This window comes from Candidatus Sulfidibacterium hydrothermale (assembly GCF_020149915.1).
Lineage (GTDB): Bacteria > Bacteroidota > Bacteroidia > Bacteroidales > F082 > Sulfidibacterium > Sulfidibacterium hydrothermale.
Genome location: NZ_CP083760.1, coordinates 2,938,104 through 2,957,454, shown reverse-complemented (window position 1 = coordinate 2,957,454; position 19,351 = coordinate 2,938,104). Strand labels below are relative to the sequence as shown.

Annotated in this window: 13 protein-coding genes and 1 tRNA gene; 4 read left to right on the top strand and 10 right to left on the bottom strand. The window is 43.2% G+C overall.

Annotated elements, in window-relative coordinates:
* Positions 1-198: 198 nt before the first annotated feature.
* The 6 genes from leuS to LA303_RS12100 form a co-directional block, all read right to left on the bottom strand.
* The gene (leuS, locus tag LA303_RS12125; protein WP_240525644.1) at positions 199-2,994 is read right to left on the bottom strand and encodes a leucine--tRNA ligase; all 2,796 of its coding nucleotides are present in this window, start codon (positions 2,992-2,994) and stop codon (positions 199-201) included.
* Between the two features lie 119 nt (positions 2,995-3,113).
* Positions 3,114-3,707 carry an LOG family protein gene (locus tag LA303_RS12120; protein WP_240525643.1) on the bottom strand — a complete coding sequence of 198 codons (594 nt, stop codon included), beginning with the start codon at positions 3,705-3,707 and terminating at the stop codon, positions 3,114-3,116.
* A gap of 43 nt (positions 3,708-3,750) precedes the next feature.
* The gene (locus tag LA303_RS12115; protein ID WP_240525642.1) at positions 3,751-4,398 is read right to left on the bottom strand and encodes an HAD family hydrolase; all 648 of its coding nucleotides are present in this window, start codon (positions 4,396-4,398) and stop codon (positions 3,751-3,753) included.
* A gap of 111 nt (positions 4,399-4,509) precedes the next feature.
* Entirely contained in the window at positions 4,510-5,664 is a 1,155-nt protein-coding gene (locus LA303_RS12110) for a cation diffusion facilitator family transporter (RefSeq protein WP_240525641.1), read from the bottom strand.
* A gap of 75 nt (positions 5,665-5,739) precedes the next feature.
* A complete protein-coding gene (locus LA303_RS12105; RefSeq protein ID WP_240525640.1) occupies positions 5,740-6,996 on the bottom strand; it encodes an MgtC/SapB family protein in 1,257 nt (418 codons plus the stop codon).
* A gap of 16 nt (positions 6,997-7,012) precedes the next feature.
* Complete coding sequence (locus LA303_RS12100; RefSeq protein ID WP_240525639.1) at positions 7,013-9,766, bottom strand: UPF0182 family membrane protein; 2,754 nt, start codon at positions 9,764-9,766, stop codon at positions 7,013-7,015.
* 186 nt (positions 9,767-9,952) lie between these two features.
* Here LA303_RS12100 and LA303_RS12095 point away from each other — a divergent pair, with 186 nt between their 5' ends.
* From LA303_RS12095 to LA303_RS12080, 4 genes are all read left to right on the top strand, one after another.
* On the top strand, positions 9,953-10,570 hold the full coding sequence (locus LA303_RS12095) for a class I SAM-dependent methyltransferase (protein ID WP_240525638.1): 618 nt from the start codon (positions 9,953-9,955) through the stop codon (positions 10,568-10,570).
* Between the two features lie 189 nt (positions 10,571-10,759).
* The gene (locus LA303_RS12090; protein WP_240525637.1) at positions 10,760-12,178 is read left to right on the top strand and encodes a type III PLP-dependent enzyme domain-containing protein; all 1,419 of its coding nucleotides are present in this window, start codon (positions 10,760-10,762) and stop codon (positions 12,176-12,178) included.
* Complete coding sequence (gene speB / locus LA303_RS12085; RefSeq protein ID WP_240525636.1) at positions 12,175-13,029, top strand: agmatinase; 855 nt, start codon at positions 12,175-12,177, stop codon at positions 13,027-13,029. The genes LA303_RS12090 and speB overlap by 4 nt, the downstream gene beginning before the upstream one ends.
* Positions 13,019-13,996: a deoxyhypusine synthase family protein gene (locus LA303_RS12080; RefSeq protein ID WP_240525635.1), complete on the top strand. Its 978-nt coding sequence runs from the start codon at positions 13,019-13,021 to the stop codon at positions 13,994-13,996. Before speB ends, LA303_RS12080 begins: the two co-directional genes overlap by 11 nt.
* Before the next feature lie 72 nt (positions 13,997-14,068).
* Here the strand turns inward: LA303_RS12080 and infB are convergent, their stop codons facing one another.
* The 4 genes from infB to LA303_RS12060 form a co-directional block, all read right to left on the bottom strand.
* On the bottom strand, positions 14,069-17,140 hold the full coding sequence (gene infB / locus LA303_RS12075; protein WP_240525634.1) for a translation initiation factor IF-2: 3,072 nt from the start codon (positions 17,138-17,140) through the stop codon (positions 14,069-14,071).
* Positions 17,141-17,208: 68 nt separating this feature from the next.
* Positions 17,209-18,444 carry a transcription termination factor NusA gene (gene nusA, locus LA303_RS12070; RefSeq protein WP_240525633.1) on the bottom strand — a complete coding sequence of 412 codons (1,236 nt, stop codon included), beginning with the start codon at positions 18,442-18,444 and terminating at the stop codon, positions 17,209-17,211.
* A 19-nt stretch (positions 18,445-18,463) separates the two neighbouring features.
* Complete coding sequence (rimP, locus tag LA303_RS12065; RefSeq protein ID WP_240525632.1) at positions 18,464-18,925, bottom strand: ribosome assembly cofactor RimP; 462 nt, start codon at positions 18,923-18,925, stop codon at positions 18,464-18,466.
* Positions 18,926-18,980: 55 nt separating this feature from the next.
* A tRNA-Gln gene (locus LA303_RS12060) sits at positions 18,981-19,051 on the bottom strand.
* Positions 19,052-19,351: the final 300 nt, after the last annotated feature.

Here is a 19,351-nt window from a genome sequence, read left to right as displayed (position 1 = left end):
AGAAATATTTTAAAATCTACAATGGTAAATGCCGGTATTAAATCAAAGCACTTTTGGGATTGAAATGAATCAAAAGCGCCGGTCGATTTTCAGCCGGTATTAGTGTATAAAAACAGCGTTTTTTACACGCGTCAAAGAGGGGCTCGTGGCGGAAAGACAGATAAATAACCGTAAAAACAGATTTGTCCGGATTAATTTTTATCCGACAACAACATTTACAATGCGTTTGGGAACCACAATGATTTTCCGGACGGTTTTTCCTTCTAACCAGCGTTGTGCTTCCTGTGCGTTCAGCACTGCTTTTTCGATTTCCGCTTTATCCATATCTACCGGAAGTTCCAGTTTAAACCGCATTTTTCCGTTAAAAGAAACCGGATAAGTAAAAGTATTTTCTTTCAGGTATTTTTCATCATATTCCGGAAAATCAATCCGGCTGATGCTGCCTTCATGTCCCAAACGGCTCCAGAGTTCTTCGGCCAGATGCGGGGCATAAGGTTCGATCAGTATGGCTAGGGGTTCCAGAATTTCTCTCTTATGGCATTTGTGTTCTGTCAGTTCGTTAACACAAATCATAAAAGCACTGACTCCGGTATTGAACGAAAAACGTTCAATGTCACCTCTGACTTTTTTGATGGTTTTGTGCAGGATTTTTAGTTCGGCTTCGGTGGCTTTTTCATCATTTACCAACAACTGATTTTCTTCGTCAAAATAAAGCCGCCACATTTTCTTCAGGAAACGAAAAACGCCCTCAATTCCTTTGATATCCCAGGGTTTATCCTGTTCGATGGGGCCCAGAAACATTTCATACAACCGAAGGGTATCGGCTCCGTATTTTTCAATCAGGTCATCCGGATTCTGGACGTTGTGTTTCGATTTTGACATTTTCTCAATCTCGTACCCGCAAATGTATTTACCGTCTTCAAGAATGAATTCGGCATTGGCATTTTCGGGCAACCATTTTTTGAAAGCTTCAATGTCCAGAATATCGTTATCCACCAGATTGATATCCACGTGTAACGCCTGGGTTTTGTATTGCTTGCGCAGATTATACGAAACATATTTATTGGTACCCTGAATACGGTACACAAAGTTGGAACGTCCCTGAATTTTCCCCTGGTTGATCAGTTTCTGGAAAGGCTCGGGCTCGCAGGCCAGCCCCAGGTCATACAAAAATTTGTTCCAAAAACGGGAATAGATCAAATGGCCGGCAGCGTGTTCGTCACCACCAATGTACAAATCCACATTACGCCAGTAGCGATTGGCTTCGCGTGAAAAATATTCTTTGTCGTTATGCGGATCCATGTAACGGAGATAATATCCGCTGGAACCGGCAAAACCAGGCATAGTGTTGGTTTCTAACGGATAACCTTCTTTAGTTTTCCAGTTTTTGGCGCGGGCCAATGGCGGTTCTCCGGTTTCTGTGGGAAGATATTTGTCCACTTCCGGAAGTTTTAACGGGAGTTCTTCTTCCGGCAACGGGTAGGGAATTCCGTTTTTGTAATAGATGGGGAAAGGTTCACCCCAATACCGCTGGCGGCTGAAAATAGCATCACGTAAACGGTAATTGACGGTGCCGGTTCCGATGCCCATTTCTTCTATTTTTTGAATGGCAGCCCGGATAGCTTCTTTTACTGTCAGGCCATTTAAAAAACCGGAATTGATCATGATTCCTTCTTTGGCATCATACGATTCTTCCCACTCAGAAGGATCAGAGGGCGTTTCTCCTTGGGCTGATACGACCTGAACAATGGGCAATCCAAAATGCCGGGCAAAGGCAAAGTCGCGGCTGTCGTGTGCCGGAACAGCCATAATGGCTCCGGTTCCGTATCCGGAAAGGACATAATCGGCTACCCAAATCGGAATTTCTTTTCCGGTCAGCGGATTCACCGCATAAGCACCGGTAAACTTACCGGTTACTTTTTTTACCTCGGTCATCCGTTCCCGTTCCGAGCGGTTTTTGGCCCATTGAACATAAGTTTCCACTTCGGCTTTCTGTTCGGGCGTCGTGATTTTTTCCACCAGTTCGTGTTCCGGAGCCAAAACCATAAATGTGGCTCCGAAAAGGGTGTCCGGACGTGTGGTAAAAACTTTGATTCCGCCTTCTTTGGCGGCATCGCGGCTTAACGGAAAGGTAAGCGAAGCCCCTTCACTGCGACCAATCCAGTTGCGTTGCATCTCTTTCAGCGAATCGGGCCAGTCCACGGTTTCTAATCCGTCTAATAATCGCTGGGCATAAGCGGTGATGCGCAACAGCCACTGTTTCATCATTTTTCGTTCTACCGGATGTCCGCCTCTTTCCGACAGCCCGTCTTTTACTTCATCGTTGGCCAAAACCGTACCGAGTGCCGGGCACCAGTTCACCAACGTTTCAGAAAGATAAGCCAGCCGGTAGTGCATCAGTATTTCCTGCTGCTCTTTTTCGTTCATCTGGTTCCACTCGTCGGCAGAGAATGTTCCCACTTCATCACAAGCCGCTTCTATACCGCTGTTTCCTTGTTTTTCAAATATTTTTATCAGGTCGGCAATGGGTTCGGCTTTATCGGTTTTTTTGTTGTACCACGATTTGAAAAGCTGAATAAAAGTCCATTGCGTCCATTTGTAATAAGAAGGATCGGAGGTGCGGACTTCGCGATCCCAGTCAAACGAAAAACCGATTTTATCCAGTTGTTCGCGATAGCGTTTGATGTTTTTTTCGGTGGTAATTTCCGGATGGGTTCCGGTTTGAATGGCATACTGCTCCGCCGGAAGACCGTAGGCATCGTAGCCCATGGGATGAAGCACATTATAACCCTGATGGCGTTTGTAGCGGGCATAAATGTCCGAAGCAATGTAGCCCAGCGGATGACCTACATGCAGTCCGGCTCCCGAAGGATAAGGAAACATATCCAGTACATAGTATTTGGGTAAATCGTACCGGTTTTCGGCTTTAAAAGTCTTGTTTTCGCGCCAAAATTGCTGCCAACGTTTCTCTATTTCCTGATGATTGTATGCCATGCCTTTTCTTTTGTTTTTTTAATAAGCTGATAATCAATATAAAAACCGATCGCTATCCGAGCAGTTTTTCAGGTTGCGAAATTACTAAAAGAAGTTGAAATGCTTTGGTTTAGCCGGCATTATTTTCCGGATTCAGATTTAATGTCTTCAATCCATTTTTTGGTAGAAACCGGTTGATATTGTTGCATTTGCTGCATTAGTGTTTCGATGTTGTCCGATACAATCAGGTTATCCCGGTGTTCGGCACGGACAAAACCTTCCTGCACGGCATGATCGAAAAAATCCAGCATTTTATCAAAATATCCGGCAGTATTCAAAATCCCTACAGGTTTGTCCATTACACGGAGCTGATTGTATATCAATACTTCTGTTAATTCGTCAAAGGTTCCGAAACCGCCCGGCAAAGCAATGAACGCATCAGAAATTTCTACCATTTTTACTTTTCGTTCGGCCATACTTTCCACACGGATGAGTTGTGTAAGTCCGTTGTGCACTACTTCTTTTTCGATAAGCAGGCCGGGCATAATGCCGATGACTTCCTGGTTGTTTTCCAATAAAGTATCCGCCAATATTTTCATCAGCCCTACGCTGGCCCCGCCGTAAACCAGTTTAAGCCGGTGCTGGACAAAATAATCGGCGGTTTGCTTGGCAGCTTCTTTATACAGTGGATTGGTTCCCATACTGGAACCACAAAATACGCAAATGGTTGTCATGGTTTCAATTTTGGGGGCAAAGGTAGAAAAAGAAACGATTTTGCTATTGAATGGCCAGCCCCGGTTTAAGTTTTCCGTTTTTGAAAAGGTGACGGATGGTTTGCGGGGGCTGCAAATGGAAGGTTTTTAACCCTGCCCGGCGGGCTCCTTCAATGTTATCCATGCGGTCATCGATAAACAGGGTTTTTTCCGGATCCATACGGTGGTGATGAATCACAAATTCATAGATCTCAACATGGGGTTTGGCCAGATGCAGGTCGAAAGAAAAATAGGCTTTGGAGAAAAGCTCGTCAAATTCACGGTAGCCAAAACGAAGCTGTAAATCACGAACATACAGGTCGTAGTGAATTTCATTGGAGTTGCTGAGCAGATAAACCGGATAATTTTTTTTGACTTCCTCGATGATGCGGATACGCTCTTCTGGAATGTCATAAAGCAGGGCATTCCAGGCATCATCTAATTGCTGGTCGGAGAGGTTCATTTGCAGATAGTCACGCAGCTTGTTCCGGAAGACTTCCGGCGTGTCAATCCCTTTCTCAAACTTATAAATCACTTTTTGGTAAAATTCTTCTGTTTTTAGCCGTTCGATATCATGAAATCCCAGTTTTTCCAGGGCTTTAATGGTGAGCAAAGGATCAATGTCAATAATGACACCGCCAAAATCAAAAATAATGTTTTCTATCTCCGCCATATTGCTGTTCTGTTTGAAACAAAAATAAGGTTTTTTGAAAACTGCCGGAGATGTAGCCGGGTTCTTCTTTCCGGTTGGATTTCATACCGATTGTTTTTGAAAAAGAACACATTAAATGTTCTCTGTGATTTCGATGCCCAGTGCAGAAAATAAAGTGTGAAGTTCGCCTTCCATGTCTCGCGGATGGATGATGATCTGATCCACTTTTTGTTTAATAAGCCAGGCTGCCAGCCGGATGGCTTTTCCGCGTTGTCCCTGAATAACCGGATTTTTTACCAGCGTTTTGCTGAGTACTTCGCCTTTATCGTTGATTTCGCGCAATTCTATCCAGGCAGCGTTGCCAAAAGTACTGGCTACATGTTGACGGGTTTCGTTCAAGAGCAATGCCACTTTTTTAAACGGTTTTTTCTCGGGTTCATAGTGAATGGTAACAATGGCCAGATCCGGAATCTGCCGGTGCAACGCTTTTTCAATTTTATCGATCAGCAGGTGGGCACTTTCCATGTTTTTTTCTTTGACTTCCAAAACAATATCGGCAAATAACACACTGCCGGCCCGCCGGATAAACAGTCGTTCAATTTTGGCTACTTCATCAAAGGATGCAATGACTTCCTGCGCTTTTCGAAGCGTTTCCGTATCAACCGAGGCATCCAGCAGCGAAAGAACAGCGTCGCGTAAAATTTCAAATGCCCCGTAAAAAATCATAACGACAATGATAACTACCGCTATTTCCTGTGCATAAGGAATGGAATAATGCCATCCTACCATTCCGGCAATAACCACCAAACTGGCGCCCATGTCACCCAGCCAGTTCAACGCATCGGTTTTTATTCCGGGCGAGTTCAGCCGTTTCCCGGCTTTGCGTTCGAAATAGTAAAAAACAAATTCCAAAGCAATGAGAATGACAATAAAAATAAGGGTGGGGCCGATGTCCTCCGGGGTTTTAACCCCGCCACTGAAAAATACGGTACGGATGATGCCATAACCGGCCAGCAGTACTGCTACCCCTCCCAGCAGGGCGGCCATGTCTTCCAGCTTGTTCATCCCGAACGGAAACTTTTTTGATTGATGTCCGGCAAAGCGTAAAGCCAGAAAAACCAAAAAAGCTCCAATCACGTCCGAAATACTGTGAATACCATCCGCTGTTAGTACGGTAGCTCCTACCCAAAATCCCCATCCGAGTTTGGCAATGGAGAAGATGAAATTCAGGATCACGGAAGCCAGTAACCAGGCTTCCCGCTCACGTTTTTTTTCCAGCCGGAACATATTCTTTGTTTTTCTGCAAAAGTAATAAAAAAATTATGAACAATAGTTCATAATAAAGTCTTGTTTCCCGGTTGATCAAAAAATGATGAACAGCACACCGGCAGCAAGAATAGCAGAAAAGCCAATGATCAACAATTTTCTTAAATGAACACTTCCAAAGGAAAGCCCGTAAATAAGCTTGATCAGGTTGTTGCTGGTAACGGCAATCAGGGTAGCATGCGACAAGATGGCTAAAGTCAGATGATATTTTCCGGTAAACAGACTCAATAAGAACGGATCCACATCGGTAACGCCCACAATGAACGATAAGATATCCAGTCCTTTATTGCCATAGTGCAACATGACAAATTTGGTAAGCAGGGTAAAAACCACAAAAAGCAAAGCAAAGAGCAGGGCCGTTTTAAATTCCAGCGGGTTTTTGGCTACAGCCTGTTTAAAATCCATTTCCTTTTGTTTTTTCCCGACTTTCAGGATCAGAAAAGAAACCAGTATGGAGAAAGCGGCCAGCGAAACAAAAGGAACGGTTAATTCTGTGGCCAGCGCGGTATTGAAAATATAAGCCAAGGCCAAAATCCGAAGAAACATCATGGCCGTAGCTACAATAATAGCTGCAGCAATTTGTTTCATATTGGCATCGCTGGTTTTCGAACGACGAGCCAGCACCACCGTGGTAGCTGTGCTGCTGTAAATTCCGCCCAGGATACCTGTAATCATGATTCCTTTGTCGGGGAAAATGAACTTTTGAATGAGATAACTGATGTAAGAGATACCCGAGATAACCACAACAGCCATCCATATTTTAAAAGGAGAAACCGGAATTTGTGCACTGATTTCGTGATGCGGCAACAGGGGTAAAATTACTCCCGAGATCAATAAAAATTTGGCCAGGGTAATAAATTCATTTTCATCAAACCGGCTACTAAGTTTCCACAAGAATTGTTTGATTTCGGTAAAAACCAACACCACAGTTACCAGCGAAACGGCCATCCAAATCGGTTTTAGATAAACCAGTGGTGCCAGGCTGTAAGTGATCAAGACAATAATCATGGAAGTAATGCCGTACTGATTCCGGTTTTCGATTTTTTTCCAATAAAAAATGGAAAGGAAAATGGTAATGGCAATTCCGCCGGCAGCAAATAAAAAAAGATGCTGCGGTGCCATAACAAACAGCATAAAACCTAAAATTCCGATAAAAACATGCGTACGGTCGGTTCCGAACAATGCACCGGGTTTCTCGTCAAAATGACGCCGGCGTTGTTCCATTCCGATCAGGAGTGAAAAAACCAGAACGAGCGCAAAATTGATAAAGTCTTTCGGGATGTTTTCGATCATCGTTCAAAAAAATTTATTATTTACTCTTTTCATTTTTGGTACCGGCCATTTGGGAAAGAATATCTTTCATTTTTTGCAATTCTTTTCCGTAACCTGACCAGTTATCCTCTTTCAGATATTCAAGGGCTTTATTGTAATGTTGCAAGGCTTGTTGTGCCTGTACGGAAAGCCCGGAGTAGTTTCCTGTTGATATCATTGCGGCTGGTGTCATCTGTTGGGCTGTACTGTCTTGTGCGGCTTGTACCTGAAATACCGCTTTTAAAGCCTGATCCAGCGTACGCCGCATTTCAATTTGTTCTTTGTAAGCCACAATAACCCGTTTTAGTTCAGGAATTTGTCCTTGCTCCGATTGCAGATAAACCGGCTCAACATAAAGGAATGAATTTTTCACCGGAATCACCAGCTGATTGCCTTTTATGACCTGAGAACCTTGTTGTCCCCACAACGTAAGCTCAGACGAGATATCCGGTTTTTGGTTAATCCGGGCTTCGATTTGCATGGGGCCGTAAATCAGTTTGTCTTTTGGCAGAGAGTACACAATGAGCTTACCGTAATTCGGAGCGTCGCAACGGGCACACATCCAGGCTACCATGTTGTCTTTGTTCGACGGCGTTAACGGAATCATCAGAATAAACTCTTCTTTTTTTGTTCCGGGAAGCCGCATGATGATGTAATACGGAAACATTTTTTGCTGGATATCGCTGTACACTTCATTCGGAATTTGCCAGAAATCTTCCTGATTATAAAATACCTTGGGGTCGGTCATGTGGTAAACATTATACATTTTAACCTGCAGGGTAAACAAATCGGTAGGATACCGGATATGTGCTTTCAGGAAATCGGGCATGGCACTGTATGGCTTAAACAGTTTGGGATAGATTTTTTCAAAAGTTCGGATAATGGGATCTTTCGGATCGATGACATAATAGGTTACATTGCCGTTATAAGCATCGATAACTACTTTTACCGAATTGCGTATGTAGTTGATTCCACGTTCGATAGGGTTCTGATATACCGGTTCGGAGTAAGGAAACATGTTGGTAGTGGTATAGGCATCGTGTATCCAGTAAAGTTTTCCGTCTTTTCCTACAACCGGATAAGGCTGACTGTCGAAAGAAAGGAACGGAGCCAGAATTTTATCGCGTAAAGCAATGTTCCGGTAAAACATAATCCGGCTTTGGTTGGTGATGTATCCGGTCAGCAGGATTTTGATGTCAGAAAATTTCCAGGCATAAACCAGCCGTCTGAACAGCGATGAAATACGCACGCCGCCTTTTCCTTTGTAACTGGTGTAAACATTCTGGTTGCCTTTCGGATAATCAAATTCTTTGGCTTTGGTGTTGACAATAACATACTGATTGGTTTCTTCTCCGTAATAAATGCCCATTTGTTTCAGCTGGAGCGGAACGGTGGTAACCGGTGGAATATCTTTTACAATAAGGTCGGGCATTCCGTTGGGGGTGATTTTGTTTACCGGGCTCATTACCACTCCATAGCCATGAGTATAAATCAAATGATCATTCACCCAGGTACGTGCCCGTGCCGGAATTTCTGACAACGGCAATTCCCTGGCTCCTAAAGCCACTTGGGTGTATTTTTTAAAATGATAACGGTCAACCTGAACGCTGCTGAAATCGTAGTACAACCGGATTTCCTGCAACTGTTTGTAGGTTTGAATTAACGGCCTCCGGTCCCAAAGCCGGATGTTGTTGATGGTATGACTGTTTTCAAGAATATCCTGATAGGTGATATCCTGTTTTACAGGAAAGGGTTTTACTTTGATTTTATTTAAGCCGAAAGCTTCGCGGGTGAGTTTGATGTTGTTTAAAATGTACGGAGTTTCTTTTTTCAGCTCATTGGGTTTTACCACATACTGTTCAATAAGCGACGGGTAAATCCAGACAAATCCAATCCATACCAAAACCCAGACGGCGATACCCGACAAGAGAAATTTCTTTTTCCGGTAAAGCGGATATAAGAACAAAAGCAGGGAAATAACAAGGGTTAGAATGACAATAAGATGATAAGCCGGAATTTGTGCATGGACGTCCATATAACTTGGACCGTAAGCTACGCCGTTGGAAGAATAAAGTAAATTGTAGAGTTTGATCTGAAAAAGTGCAGCAATGCCCAACGCGAAGAATCCTGAAAGCAGAATGAAATGGCTTTTCATGTGTCCGGAAATACGCAGCGTATTGCCTTCCATGCCAAAAGCATTGTCAAGGTAATAGGAGAGGAATACCAAAGCGGCAGTAAGCGCTACCATAAAAAGGTACCATCCGGTCAGAAATGAGAATACCGGCAAACGGAAGATGTAAAATCCGGCATCTTTTCCCAAAACCGGTTCTTTGATCCCGAAATTTGTGGCGTGAATGTATTGTAAAAAATCATTCCATTGGGCAGAGGCTGAAGAAGCCATGACCATACCAAAAAAGGCAATAACGGCAGCCCAGAACCAAAAAACACGTTTTCCCTGATAAAGCGGGAGAATAAGCTCGCGCGGGTCTTCATTGCGTAACAGCGGAATATGTCGGGTGGCCCCTCCCCGTTTGTACGCCAGCCTGACCTGAATGGCGGCAAAAATTAAAAACACCACGAAAAAGAGAATAAATGACAATATTTTTGCCAGAATCATGGTGTCGAATACGGAGCTGTAACTCAGGTTTTTGAACCAAAGCCAGTCGCTGTAATAAGTAACAAACAATCCGCTTAAATAAAGCAGGAAGAGTAAAATAATAGCCGAGATAATTCCGCGTTTTACATTTTTCATGATAATTGTCCTTTTAAAAAGAGTAACCGTCAAAGGTAAGCAAAATAGAGGTTCCTTTTGTGGGGTGGCTTCCGGGTTCTTTTTCATTATCTCCGGGAGTTTGGTACCGGTCAGATACTGTGAATTTTACTCTTTGTCTGTTGGGTAAAGGATGAGCGAATTTTCGGAAAAGATTATTTTTGCCGCATGGGAATGCTACACTATTTTTCAAAAGAGGAGCATAAACGGGCGCTTTTTATTTTCAATTTGATTGCCCCGTTTTATCACTTGATCGATAAGGGAACACAAAACCATTATAAAGCCATGGCGGCTTTGTTGAATGACCGTATTTCGTTAAAAAACAAACAGGTTCTTGATGTGGGCTGTGGAACAGGAGCCTGGATTGGTGTACTGAATGCTTACGGACTGAAAAAAGCGGTGGGCGTTGATTTTTCGGAGAAAATGCTGGTTCAGGCCCGGAAAAATCATCCTGATATTACGTTCTTTCATCAAAATGGAGAAGACCTTTCGGCTTTTGCGGATCATTCGTTTGACGTGGTTACCGCTACTTTCGTGCTCCACGGAATGAAAGCGCCCTCCAGAGCCCGTTTGCTGGATGAAATGAAACGGGTTTCACGCCAATTTGTAGTTATCCACGATTTTTATAAAGGCAATTCTTTTGCGGTATGGTTATTGGAAACCCTGGAACGAAGTGATTACCGGCAATTTAAAAAACGGTTTGCTGCAGAGATGGATGCCTGCTTTCCGGCAGTGGATATTCTGGAAGGAAAAAACGGAAATGCTTTGTATATCGGGGTTATTTAAGTTGCCGGTTTATTTTTCTGTAAAAGATTGACAGCCCGGTATCTTTTTCTTTTTCAATTTGATTTATCAATACGTTTTCAGCGTATTTTTGCAAAACCTTTTCAGAAGAAAAAGAATGCGTTTTAATATGTTGACAATTAAAATGTTGCAAAAGTAGTTAACCGGTTTGTTAAACGGAATTTTTGGGAAATGAAAAACAGTTATTTTGATTTGATTGAACAAAGCTACTATTTTCCGCAGGAAGGCTTTGATTTGCGTGATGGTCATCTCACTTTTCACGGCATTTCACTCAAATATCTGATCGAAAAATACGGAACCCCTTTTCGTTTTATCTATTTGCCAAAAATTGGTGACCAGATAAAAAAAGCACGGAACCTCTTTAACCGTTCCATAAAGAACAATGGTTACCGTGGAAGATACCATTATTGTTACTGTACCAAGTGCAACCACTTTTATCATGTAGTTAATGAAGCGCTAAAGCATAATGTGGATATAGAAACATCTTCATCTTTTGATATCGACCTGATTCTGAGCTTGTACGAAGAAGGAAAAATTGACCGTTCCCGTGTGATCGTACACAACGGACATAAAACCGAGAGCTATTTAAAAAAGATTCATCTTCTTCAGCAAAAAGGTTTTGACCAGTCCATTATCGTTCTTGACAGTGTGGTAGAGCTGGAAAGAATTCGTCAGCTGTGGGGCGACAAAAAGGTTAAAATCGGTATCCGGATGGCCATTAATGAAGAATCGCAATCGTCGTATTACACATCGCGTCTCGGCATTCCACATACTGATATCATGGACTTTTATCTGCAAAATATAAAAGACAATCCACAAGTGGAACTGGTTATGTTTCACTTTTTTGTAGATTCCGGAATTAAAGACACTATTTATTACTGGGGTGAATTTCAAAAAGCCCTGAGTCTTTATGTGAAATTACGGAAAGAAGCTCCGTCACTTTCTGCTTTTAATCTGGGAGGCGGTTTCCCTATTCGTAACAACCTCGGTTTTGAGTATAATTACGAATACATGATCAATGAAATCATTTCGAATATCAAAGAAAGCTGCCTGAAAGAAGGTATTCCGGAGCCGGACATCTATACCGAATTTGGAAAATATACCGTGGGGGAAAGCGGAGCGGTGATTTTTAAAGTTTTGGAAACCAAACAGCAAAACGACAGTGAAACCTGGTACATTATTGATAACAGTTTAATGAATACTATTCCGGATGCATGGGCTATTCATGAAAAATTTATTCTGCTTCCGGTCAATAAATGGGATCACGAATACCAGCGGGTGAATATTGGCGGCATTAGCTGTGATCATTCCGATTATTACAACTCAGAAGATCTGAACCAGGAAGTTTTGTTGCCCAAATACGACAGCAAAACGGAAAAAGAGCCGCTTTATCTCGGGTTTTTTCACACCGGAGCATATCAGGATTCCATCAGTGGTTACGGGGGCATTAAACATTGTTTGATTCCTTCGCCCAAGCATGTGATTATTGACCGTGACAGCAACGGTAATTTTATTGACCGGGTGTATCGCAATGAACAATCTCCGGAGGAAATGTTTAAGATTTTGGGATATAATACCAGCGACCAATGAGAACTTTTGCCGGCATCGAAGCAAAATATGCGCAAAAAGAAACAGCGGCTGTTTGGTTGCAGTCCATCCCTTACGATGGGACCAGTACCTGGGGAAAAGGAGCTGATCAGGCTTTTCCGGCTTTTCTCGAAGCGGCAGAAAATATGGAGATTTACGACATTGAAACCGATTCGGAAGTGTACCGGAACGGCATCCATATTTTACCGGAAATTACCGAAAACCGTTCTCCGGAAAAGGTTTTTGAAACGGTTTATCATACAACAAAACAGTTGCTGGAATCCAATCGTTTTCTGACTTTCTTTGGCGGAGAACATTCCATCAGCATAGGAATTATCCGGGCTTTTTATGAAAAATATCCTGATTTAAGTGTTCTGCATCTTGATGCGCATACCGATTTACGTCCGGAGTATTTGGGAACGCCGTATAATCATGCCTGTGCGTTGCACGATGCTTCGCTGCATACCAATTTGGTGCAGGTGGGTATTCGCAGTATGGATACGGTGGAGAAGCCCTTTTTAAACCGGGAGCAATGCTGGTTTGCCGAAGAGATTGCCGGCCGTAACGATTGGATGGAAAAGGCCTTGCAGCAACTTACCGGTCCGGTTTATATTACGCTGGATCTGGATGTTTTTGATCCTTCGGTGATGCCTTCAACCGGAACGCCGGAACCCGGCGGACTGGACTGGATAACCGTGATTCGTTTTTTGAAAAAAGTTTTTCAGCATAAACAGGTGGTGGGTTTCGATATGGTGGAACTTGCCCCTATCCCTCAATTAAAAGGGCCGGATTTTCTTGCGGCCAAACTTTATTACAAAATGTTGTCTTATCAATTTAAATACCATGGAAAATAAAGGTCCTGTCAGCCGTTTTATGGTTGAACATTACAAACATTTTAATGCAGCTACACTGGTTGATGCTGCCCGTGCTTATGATCAGCACATCCGTGACGGTAAAAAAATGATGATTGCCATGGCTGGTGCCATGAGTACGGCCGAATTGGGTAAATCGCTGGCGGAAATGATCCGTCAGGATAAGGTGCAGATCATCTCTTGTACCGGAGCCAATCTGGAAGAAGATATCATGAATCTTGTGGCTCATAAACACTATAAGAGAGTTCCGCATTACCGTGATTTGACTCCGCAACAGGAGTGGGATTTGTTGCAAAGCGGATTAAACCGGGTAACCGATACCTGTATTCCGGAAGAAGAAGCTTTCCGGCGGTTGCAGCAACATATTTTTGATATCTGGAAAGAAGCAGAAGACAAAGGGGAACGCTATTTCCCGCATGAGTACATGTATAAACTGCTTCTTTCGGGCGTATTGGAACAATATTATGAAATTGATCCGAAAGACAGCTGGATGCTGGCTGCTGCCGAAAAAAACCTGCCCATTGTGGTTCCCGGTTGGGAAGATTCGACCATGGGAAATATTTTTGCTTCCTATTGCATTAAAGGCGAACTGAAATCGTCTACAGTAAAATCGGGGATTGAATACATGAGTTTCCTGGCCGATTGGTACACCCAAAATGCCGGAGACGAAGGAATCGGCTTTTTCCAGATAGGCGGTGGTATTGCCGGTGATTTTCCGATTTGTGTGGTGCCCATGCTGTATCAGGATCTGGAACGTACGGAAACGCCTTTCTGGAGTTATTTCTGTCAGATCAGCGATTCGACCACCAGCTACGGCTCGTACTCAGGAGCTGTTCCCAACGAAAAGATTACCTGGGGAAAACTGGGAATTGACACCCCGAAATTTATTGTGGAAAGTGATGCCACCATTGTAGCCCCGCTGATTTTTGCGTATGTGCTGGGGTGGTAATGATTATTATGAGTAATAAAAAATGCCGGTAGTCCTACCGGCATTTTTTGTTATTAATGACATGGAATTCTGCTATTTTCGCATGACTTCCACTTCTTCAAATCCTTCGATAATGTCACCGACTTTGATGTCGTTAAAGTTTTCGATGTTCAGTCCGCATTCGTAACCGGCAGAAACTTCTTTTACATCATCTTTAAAGCGTTTTAAGGAGCCGAGATTTCCGGTATAAATGATAATTCCGTCACGGATCAGGCGCACGCGGGTGTTCCGGGTGATCTTACCATCCAATACATAACATCCGGCCACGGTTCCCACTTTAGAGATTTTAAAGGTTTCGCGAACTTCGAGGTTACACGTAACTTTTTCTTCTGTTTTGGGAGCCAGCATCCCTTCGATAGCAGCTTCCAGTTCTTCGGTAGCTTTGTAAATTACCGAATAGAGACGAATGTCGATTTGTTCTTTTTCGGCCAGTTTACGGGCTTGCGGCATGGGCCGTACCTGGAATCCGATGATGATGGCATCGGAAGCAGAAGCCAGCAAAATATCCGATTCGGTAATGGCACCTACTGCTTTATGGATAATGTTTACTTTGGTTTCTTCGGTAGAGAGTTTCAGCAAGGCATCACTCAACGCTTCTACCGAACCGTCAACATCACCTTTTACAATAATATTCAGCTCTTTAAAGTCGCCAATGGCAATACGACGACCAATTTCATCCAGTGTAATGTGTTTTTGTGAACGCAGCGTTTGTTCGCGGATGAGTTGTTGCCGTTTGGTAACAATGGCCTTGGCTTCTTTTTCATCTTTCATCACATTGAACGTATCGCCTGCCTGCGGAGCTCCGTTTAGTCCCAGTAAGAGCACCGGCGTTGATGGCCCGGCACTGTTTACCTTTTCATTTCGTTCGTTAAACATGGCTTTTACATGGCCAAAAACAGGTCCGGCAATCAGAATATCGCCTTTTCTTACTGTTCCGTCCTGTACCAGAATGGTGGCCACATAACCACGACCTTTATCCAGCGAAGCTTCAATAACGGTTCCTTTTCCGCGTTTGTCCGGATTGGCTTTCAGCTCCAGTAATTCGGCTTCCAGCAACACTTTTTCCAGCAATTCATCGACTCCCTGGCCGGTCACTGCTGAAATTTCCTGTGACTGGTATTTTCCACCCCAGTCTTCCACAAGAATATTCAGTTGCGAAAGTTCTTCTTTTATTTTGTCCGGATTGGCTGTAGGTTTATCAATTTTGTTGATGGCAAAAACAATAGGAACGCCGGCAGCCTGGGCATGGTTAATGGCCTCTTTGGTTTGCGGCATCACATTGTCGTCAGCGGCAATTACAATAATGGCCACGTCGGTAACTTTGGCACCACGGGCACGCATGGCTGTAAAAGCTTCGTGACCCGGCGTATCGAGGAAAGTGATTTTTTTACCATCGTTCAGGGTAACTTCGTAAGCTCCGATGTGCTGAGTAATTCCACCTGCTTCACCGGCTACTACGTTGGTATTCCGGATATAGTCAAGCAATTTGGTCTTTCCGTGGTCAACATGTCCCATTACGGTAACGATGGGAGCACGCGGAACCAGTTTGTCCGGATCGTCAGCTTCTTCTTCCACATCCAGAATCTCATGTTCTTCCACATCCACATATTTCACTTTGTAGCCGTATTCGTCGGCCAGCAGCGAAATGGTTTCGGCATCCAGCCGTTGGTTGATCGATACGAACAAACCAATCTGCATACAGGTTTTGATAATATCATTAACACTGATATTCATCATGTTGGCCAGCTCGTTGGCGGTAACAAACTCGGTAACTTTCAGGATGTTTTGTTCTTCCTGTTGTTTCCGGAGTTCTTCTTCATGAACATGAGAGATACTCTCTCTTTTCTGTCTTCTGTATTTAGAAGCTTTGGATTTTCCGGTAGGAGCCAGACGAGCCAGTGTTTCTTTAATCTGTTTCTGGATTTCTTCTTCGGTAGGCTCGTGCTTGATCGGTTTTTTCGGTCCTTTTCCTTTCTTTTTATGGTTGTCATGACGAGACCTTCCGCCGGCTTCTCCTGGTTTCCGGGTATCTATTCTCTTTCTTTTCTTTTTACCATGTCCGTCACCAGAGGAAGAAGCGACCGGTTTTTTCTTTTTCTTTTCCGGGAGGTCGATTTTTCCCATGATTTTGGGTCCCGTCAGTTTTTCTACCTTGGTTTCGATAAAGTTAGAACGGTCTTCTTCCGGTTTTTGTTCCGCCGGTTTTTGTTCCGCCGGTTTTTGTTCTTTCGGGGTTTCTGTTTTTTCCGGTTGAGCCGGTTGTTTTTCCGGTTCCGGCTGTTTTTCTTTTTTCTGAACTTCAGCGGCAGCCTGTTGCTGGCTTTGTTTCTTTTTTTGTTCTGCTTCTTTTTCTTTTTTGCGTTCGGCCTTGGTTTTTTTCGCCGGCCGGGTTTTTTGGTTGATGCTGTCGAGGTCGATCTTGTCCAGAACTTTAGGTCCTTTTAATGGACTCTCTTCTTCAGCTTCCGGTGCTTTTTCGGGTTTAACCGGTTCTTTCTCTTCTTCAGGAGCTTGGGCAGCTGGTTCTTCAGAAACGGGTGCTTTTTCCGGTTCGGGAGCCGGTTCTTCTTTAGGAGTCTCCACCGGTTTGGTTTCTTCAGTTACTTCTTTTATCGGGCCGGCAGCTGGTTCTTCTTCTTTTTCCGGTTCTTTTTCAGCTTTTTCCGGTTCGGGAGCCGCAGGTGGCTCTTCTTTGGCTTTTTCTTCCGGTTCCGGTTGAGGTGCCGGCTGCGAAGCTGTTTCTTTTTCCGGTTTGGGTTCCGGTTTTTCAAAATCTAAAGCAGAGTGCCCGGCAATCAGCAAATCATCCACTTCCGGTTCGTCTTCTTTGTCTTGTTCTTTTTCCTGCTTCAGCTTGTCTTCAATACTAATGGTTTGTTTCCCAATGAATTCAAGGCCCTTTTTATGCGCGCTTTCTTTGACTGCTTTTTCTTCCTGAAATTCATTTACCAGCAATTCATACATTTCAGGATCGAGCTTCGTGTTTGGGGAAGTTTCAATTTTAAAACCTTTTTTCCCGAGAAAATCAATAATGGTATTCATCCCGATATTGAATTCCCTGGCAGCTTTACTTAATCGTACTATTTTTCTTTTTGCTTCGGGCATATAGTTTTTACTTTTATTTCTTTTTTAACTCCTGAAATATACTATTTGTTTGCTTAACGGCAACAATATTATTCAAATTCTGCTTTCAGAATACGAATGACCTCACGAATGGTTTCTTCTTCAAGGTCTGTACGGTTCACCAGTTCTTCTACATCGAGCTCCAATACACTTTTTGCAGTATCGCAGCCGATGTTGATCAGCTCGTCAATGATCCACTGGTCAATTTCATCGGAAAATTCCTGCAGTTTTACATCTTCTGTGTCCGTATCGGTGTCGCGGTACACATCAATTTCATAACCGGTCAGCTGTCCGGCCAGCCGGATGTTGAATCCGCCTTTTCCGATGGCAAGCGAAACCTGATCGGGTCGCATATACACATCGGCACGATGGTTTTCTTCATCGAGATGGATCGAGGTAATTTTAGCCGGGGAAAGTGCCCGCTGGATGAAAAGGCTGTCGTTGGTTGTGTAGTTGATCACGTCGATGTTTTCGTTGCGAAGCTCCCGCACGATACCATGAATACGTGATCCTTTCATCCCGACACAAGCGCCTACCGGATCAATACGGTCGTCATACGATTCAACCGCCACTTTTGCTCTTTCACCCGGAACACGCACAATTTTTTTGATGGTGATCAGTCCGTCGTAGATTTCCGGAACTTCCTGTTCAAAAAGTCTTTCCAGGAATACAGGGGAAGTACGTGACAAGATGATCACCGGTGTATTGTTGCGCATGTCCACTTTGGAAACCACGGCGCGGATATTATCTCCTTTTTTAAAGTAATCGGAAGGAATTTGTTCCGATTTGGGGAGAATCAGTTCAATATTTTCATCGTCAAGCAGCAGAATCTCTTTTTTCCAGATTTGATAAACTTCTGCTGTAACGACTTCGCCAACTTTTTCTTTGTATTTTTTGTAAATATTGTCTTTTTCGTAATCCATTACACGGGCTACCAACGCCTGGCGTACATTGAGAATCTCACGACGGCCAAAATCGGATAAAAAGATCTGTTCGGAAACTTCTTCTCCTACTTCAAAGTCGGGTTCTATTTTAATGGCATCAGAATAAGCAATTTGAGTGTTCGGATTTTCTACTTCGCCGTCTTCCACAATCTCGCGGTTGTGCCAGATCTCCAGGTCACCGCGGTCAATGTTTACAATCACGTCGAAGTTACTTTCTTCACCGTATTTTTTGGCCAGCATACTGTGAAACACATCTTCGATGATGCGCATCATGGTTTCTCTGTCGATATTTTTAAACTCTTTAAATTCCGAGAAGTTTTCGACTAAGTTTATGTTATCCATTGTTTTTTTGTTTTGTCAGTTAAAATTCAATCACGGCTTTGGCCTGTTTAATTTGTTCCATGGGAATGTGTAGTGTTTCCCCCGGAATACGCCGGACATTTTTCTTATATTTTTTCTCTATTTCTTCCTGAAGTACAATATGGTCGGTTTCAGCCTCCTGTAAAATCCCTTTTTTTTCTGTACCGTCCGCCATTTTCAGTTGGATCCGTTTCCCAAGATATTTTTTGTATTGTCTCAGGAGCGAAAAAGGATACTCCAATCCGGACGAAAGAACTTTCAGCTCAAAATCTTCTTTGTCGCGATCAAGATGCTGCTCGATATACCGGCTTAAAGCAATGCAATGCTCAATGGTTACGCCGCTGTCGCTGTCAATAATGACATTAATAACATTGTCGTTACTTACTTTTACCTGCACTACAAACCGGTCAGTATCTTTCAGCTGTTCTTCAGCCCAACGTTCTATTTGTGTTTTGCTAATCATTTTCAACAAAAGAGGGGACATGCGTCCCCTCCAAATCATTCTCGTTTAACCTTCGTTGTCCGACCAGGATTCGAACCTGGACAGGCAGAACCAAAATCTGCAGTGCTGCCATTACACCATCGGACAATCGGGGTGCAAATGTACAATTTTTTTTAAAATGTTCGAACGCTGAAAAAAAATATGTTTTTTCTTCTCTTTTTTGTCGGAATGATTTGTTTGATTGCTTTAAAATCCCAAAAAACAAAAGAGAAATGACAAAAACAAATAAAATATTAATAACCAACTATTTTGTCCTTCTGAGCGTAGCGAAGAATCTCTTTTACTTCTTCATTGTTTAAGCATCCCGCTCGAACGATAATTTCCCGGTTTCGTCTGTGTAAATACGGAAGATGTGATATATTGGAGTCCTGTAGGGACAACTTATTA

Bases quoted from the DNA above. Each gene is read 5' to 3' on its own strand.
- nusA (WP_240525633.1), bottom strand. From the start codon at position 18,444: ATGGATAACATAAACTTAGTCGAAAACTTCTCGGAATTTAAAGAGTTT.
- LA303_RS12095 (WP_240525638.1), top strand. From the start codon at position 9,953: ATGGGAATGCTACACTATTTTTCAAAAGAGGAGCATAAACGGGCGCTT.
- LA303_RS12110 (WP_240525641.1), bottom strand. From the start codon at position 5,664: ATGTTCCGGCTGGAAAAAAAACGTGAGCGGGAAGCCTGGTTACTGGCT.
- LA303_RS12105 (WP_240525640.1), bottom strand. From the start codon at position 6,996: ATGATCGAAAACATCCCGAAAGACTTTATCAATTTTGCGCTCGTTCTG.
- LA303_RS12080 (WP_240525635.1), top strand. From the start codon at position 13,019: ATGGAAAATAAAGGTCCTGTCAGCCGTTTTATGGTTGAACATTACAAA.
- LA303_RS12115 (WP_240525642.1), bottom strand. From the start codon at position 4,398: ATGGCGGAGATAGAAAACATTATTTTTGATTTTGGCGGTGTCATTATT.
- speB (WP_240525636.1), top strand. From the start codon at position 12,175: ATGAGAACTTTTGCCGGCATCGAAGCAAAATATGCGCAAAAAGAAACA.
- LA303_RS12100 (WP_240525639.1), bottom strand. From the start codon at position 9,766: ATGAAAAATGTAAAACGCGGAATTATCTCGGCTATTATTTTACTCTTC.
- LA303_RS12120 (WP_240525643.1), bottom strand. From the start codon at position 3,707: ATGACAACCATTTGCGTATTTTGTGGTTCCAGTATGGGAACCAATCCA.
- rimP (WP_240525632.1), bottom strand. From the start codon at position 18,925: ATGATTAGCAAAACACAAATAGAACGTTGGGCTGAAGAACAGCTGAAA.
- infB (WP_240525634.1), bottom strand. From the start codon at position 17,140: ATGCCCGAAGCAAAAAGAAAAATAGTACGATTAAGTAAAGCTGCCAGG.
- LA303_RS12090 (WP_240525637.1), top strand. From the start codon at position 10,760: ATGAAAAACAGTTATTTTGATTTGATTGAACAAAGCTACTATTTTCCG.
- leuS (WP_240525644.1), bottom strand. From the start codon at position 2,994: ATGGCATACAATCATCAGGAAATAGAGAAACGTTGGCAGCAATTTTGG.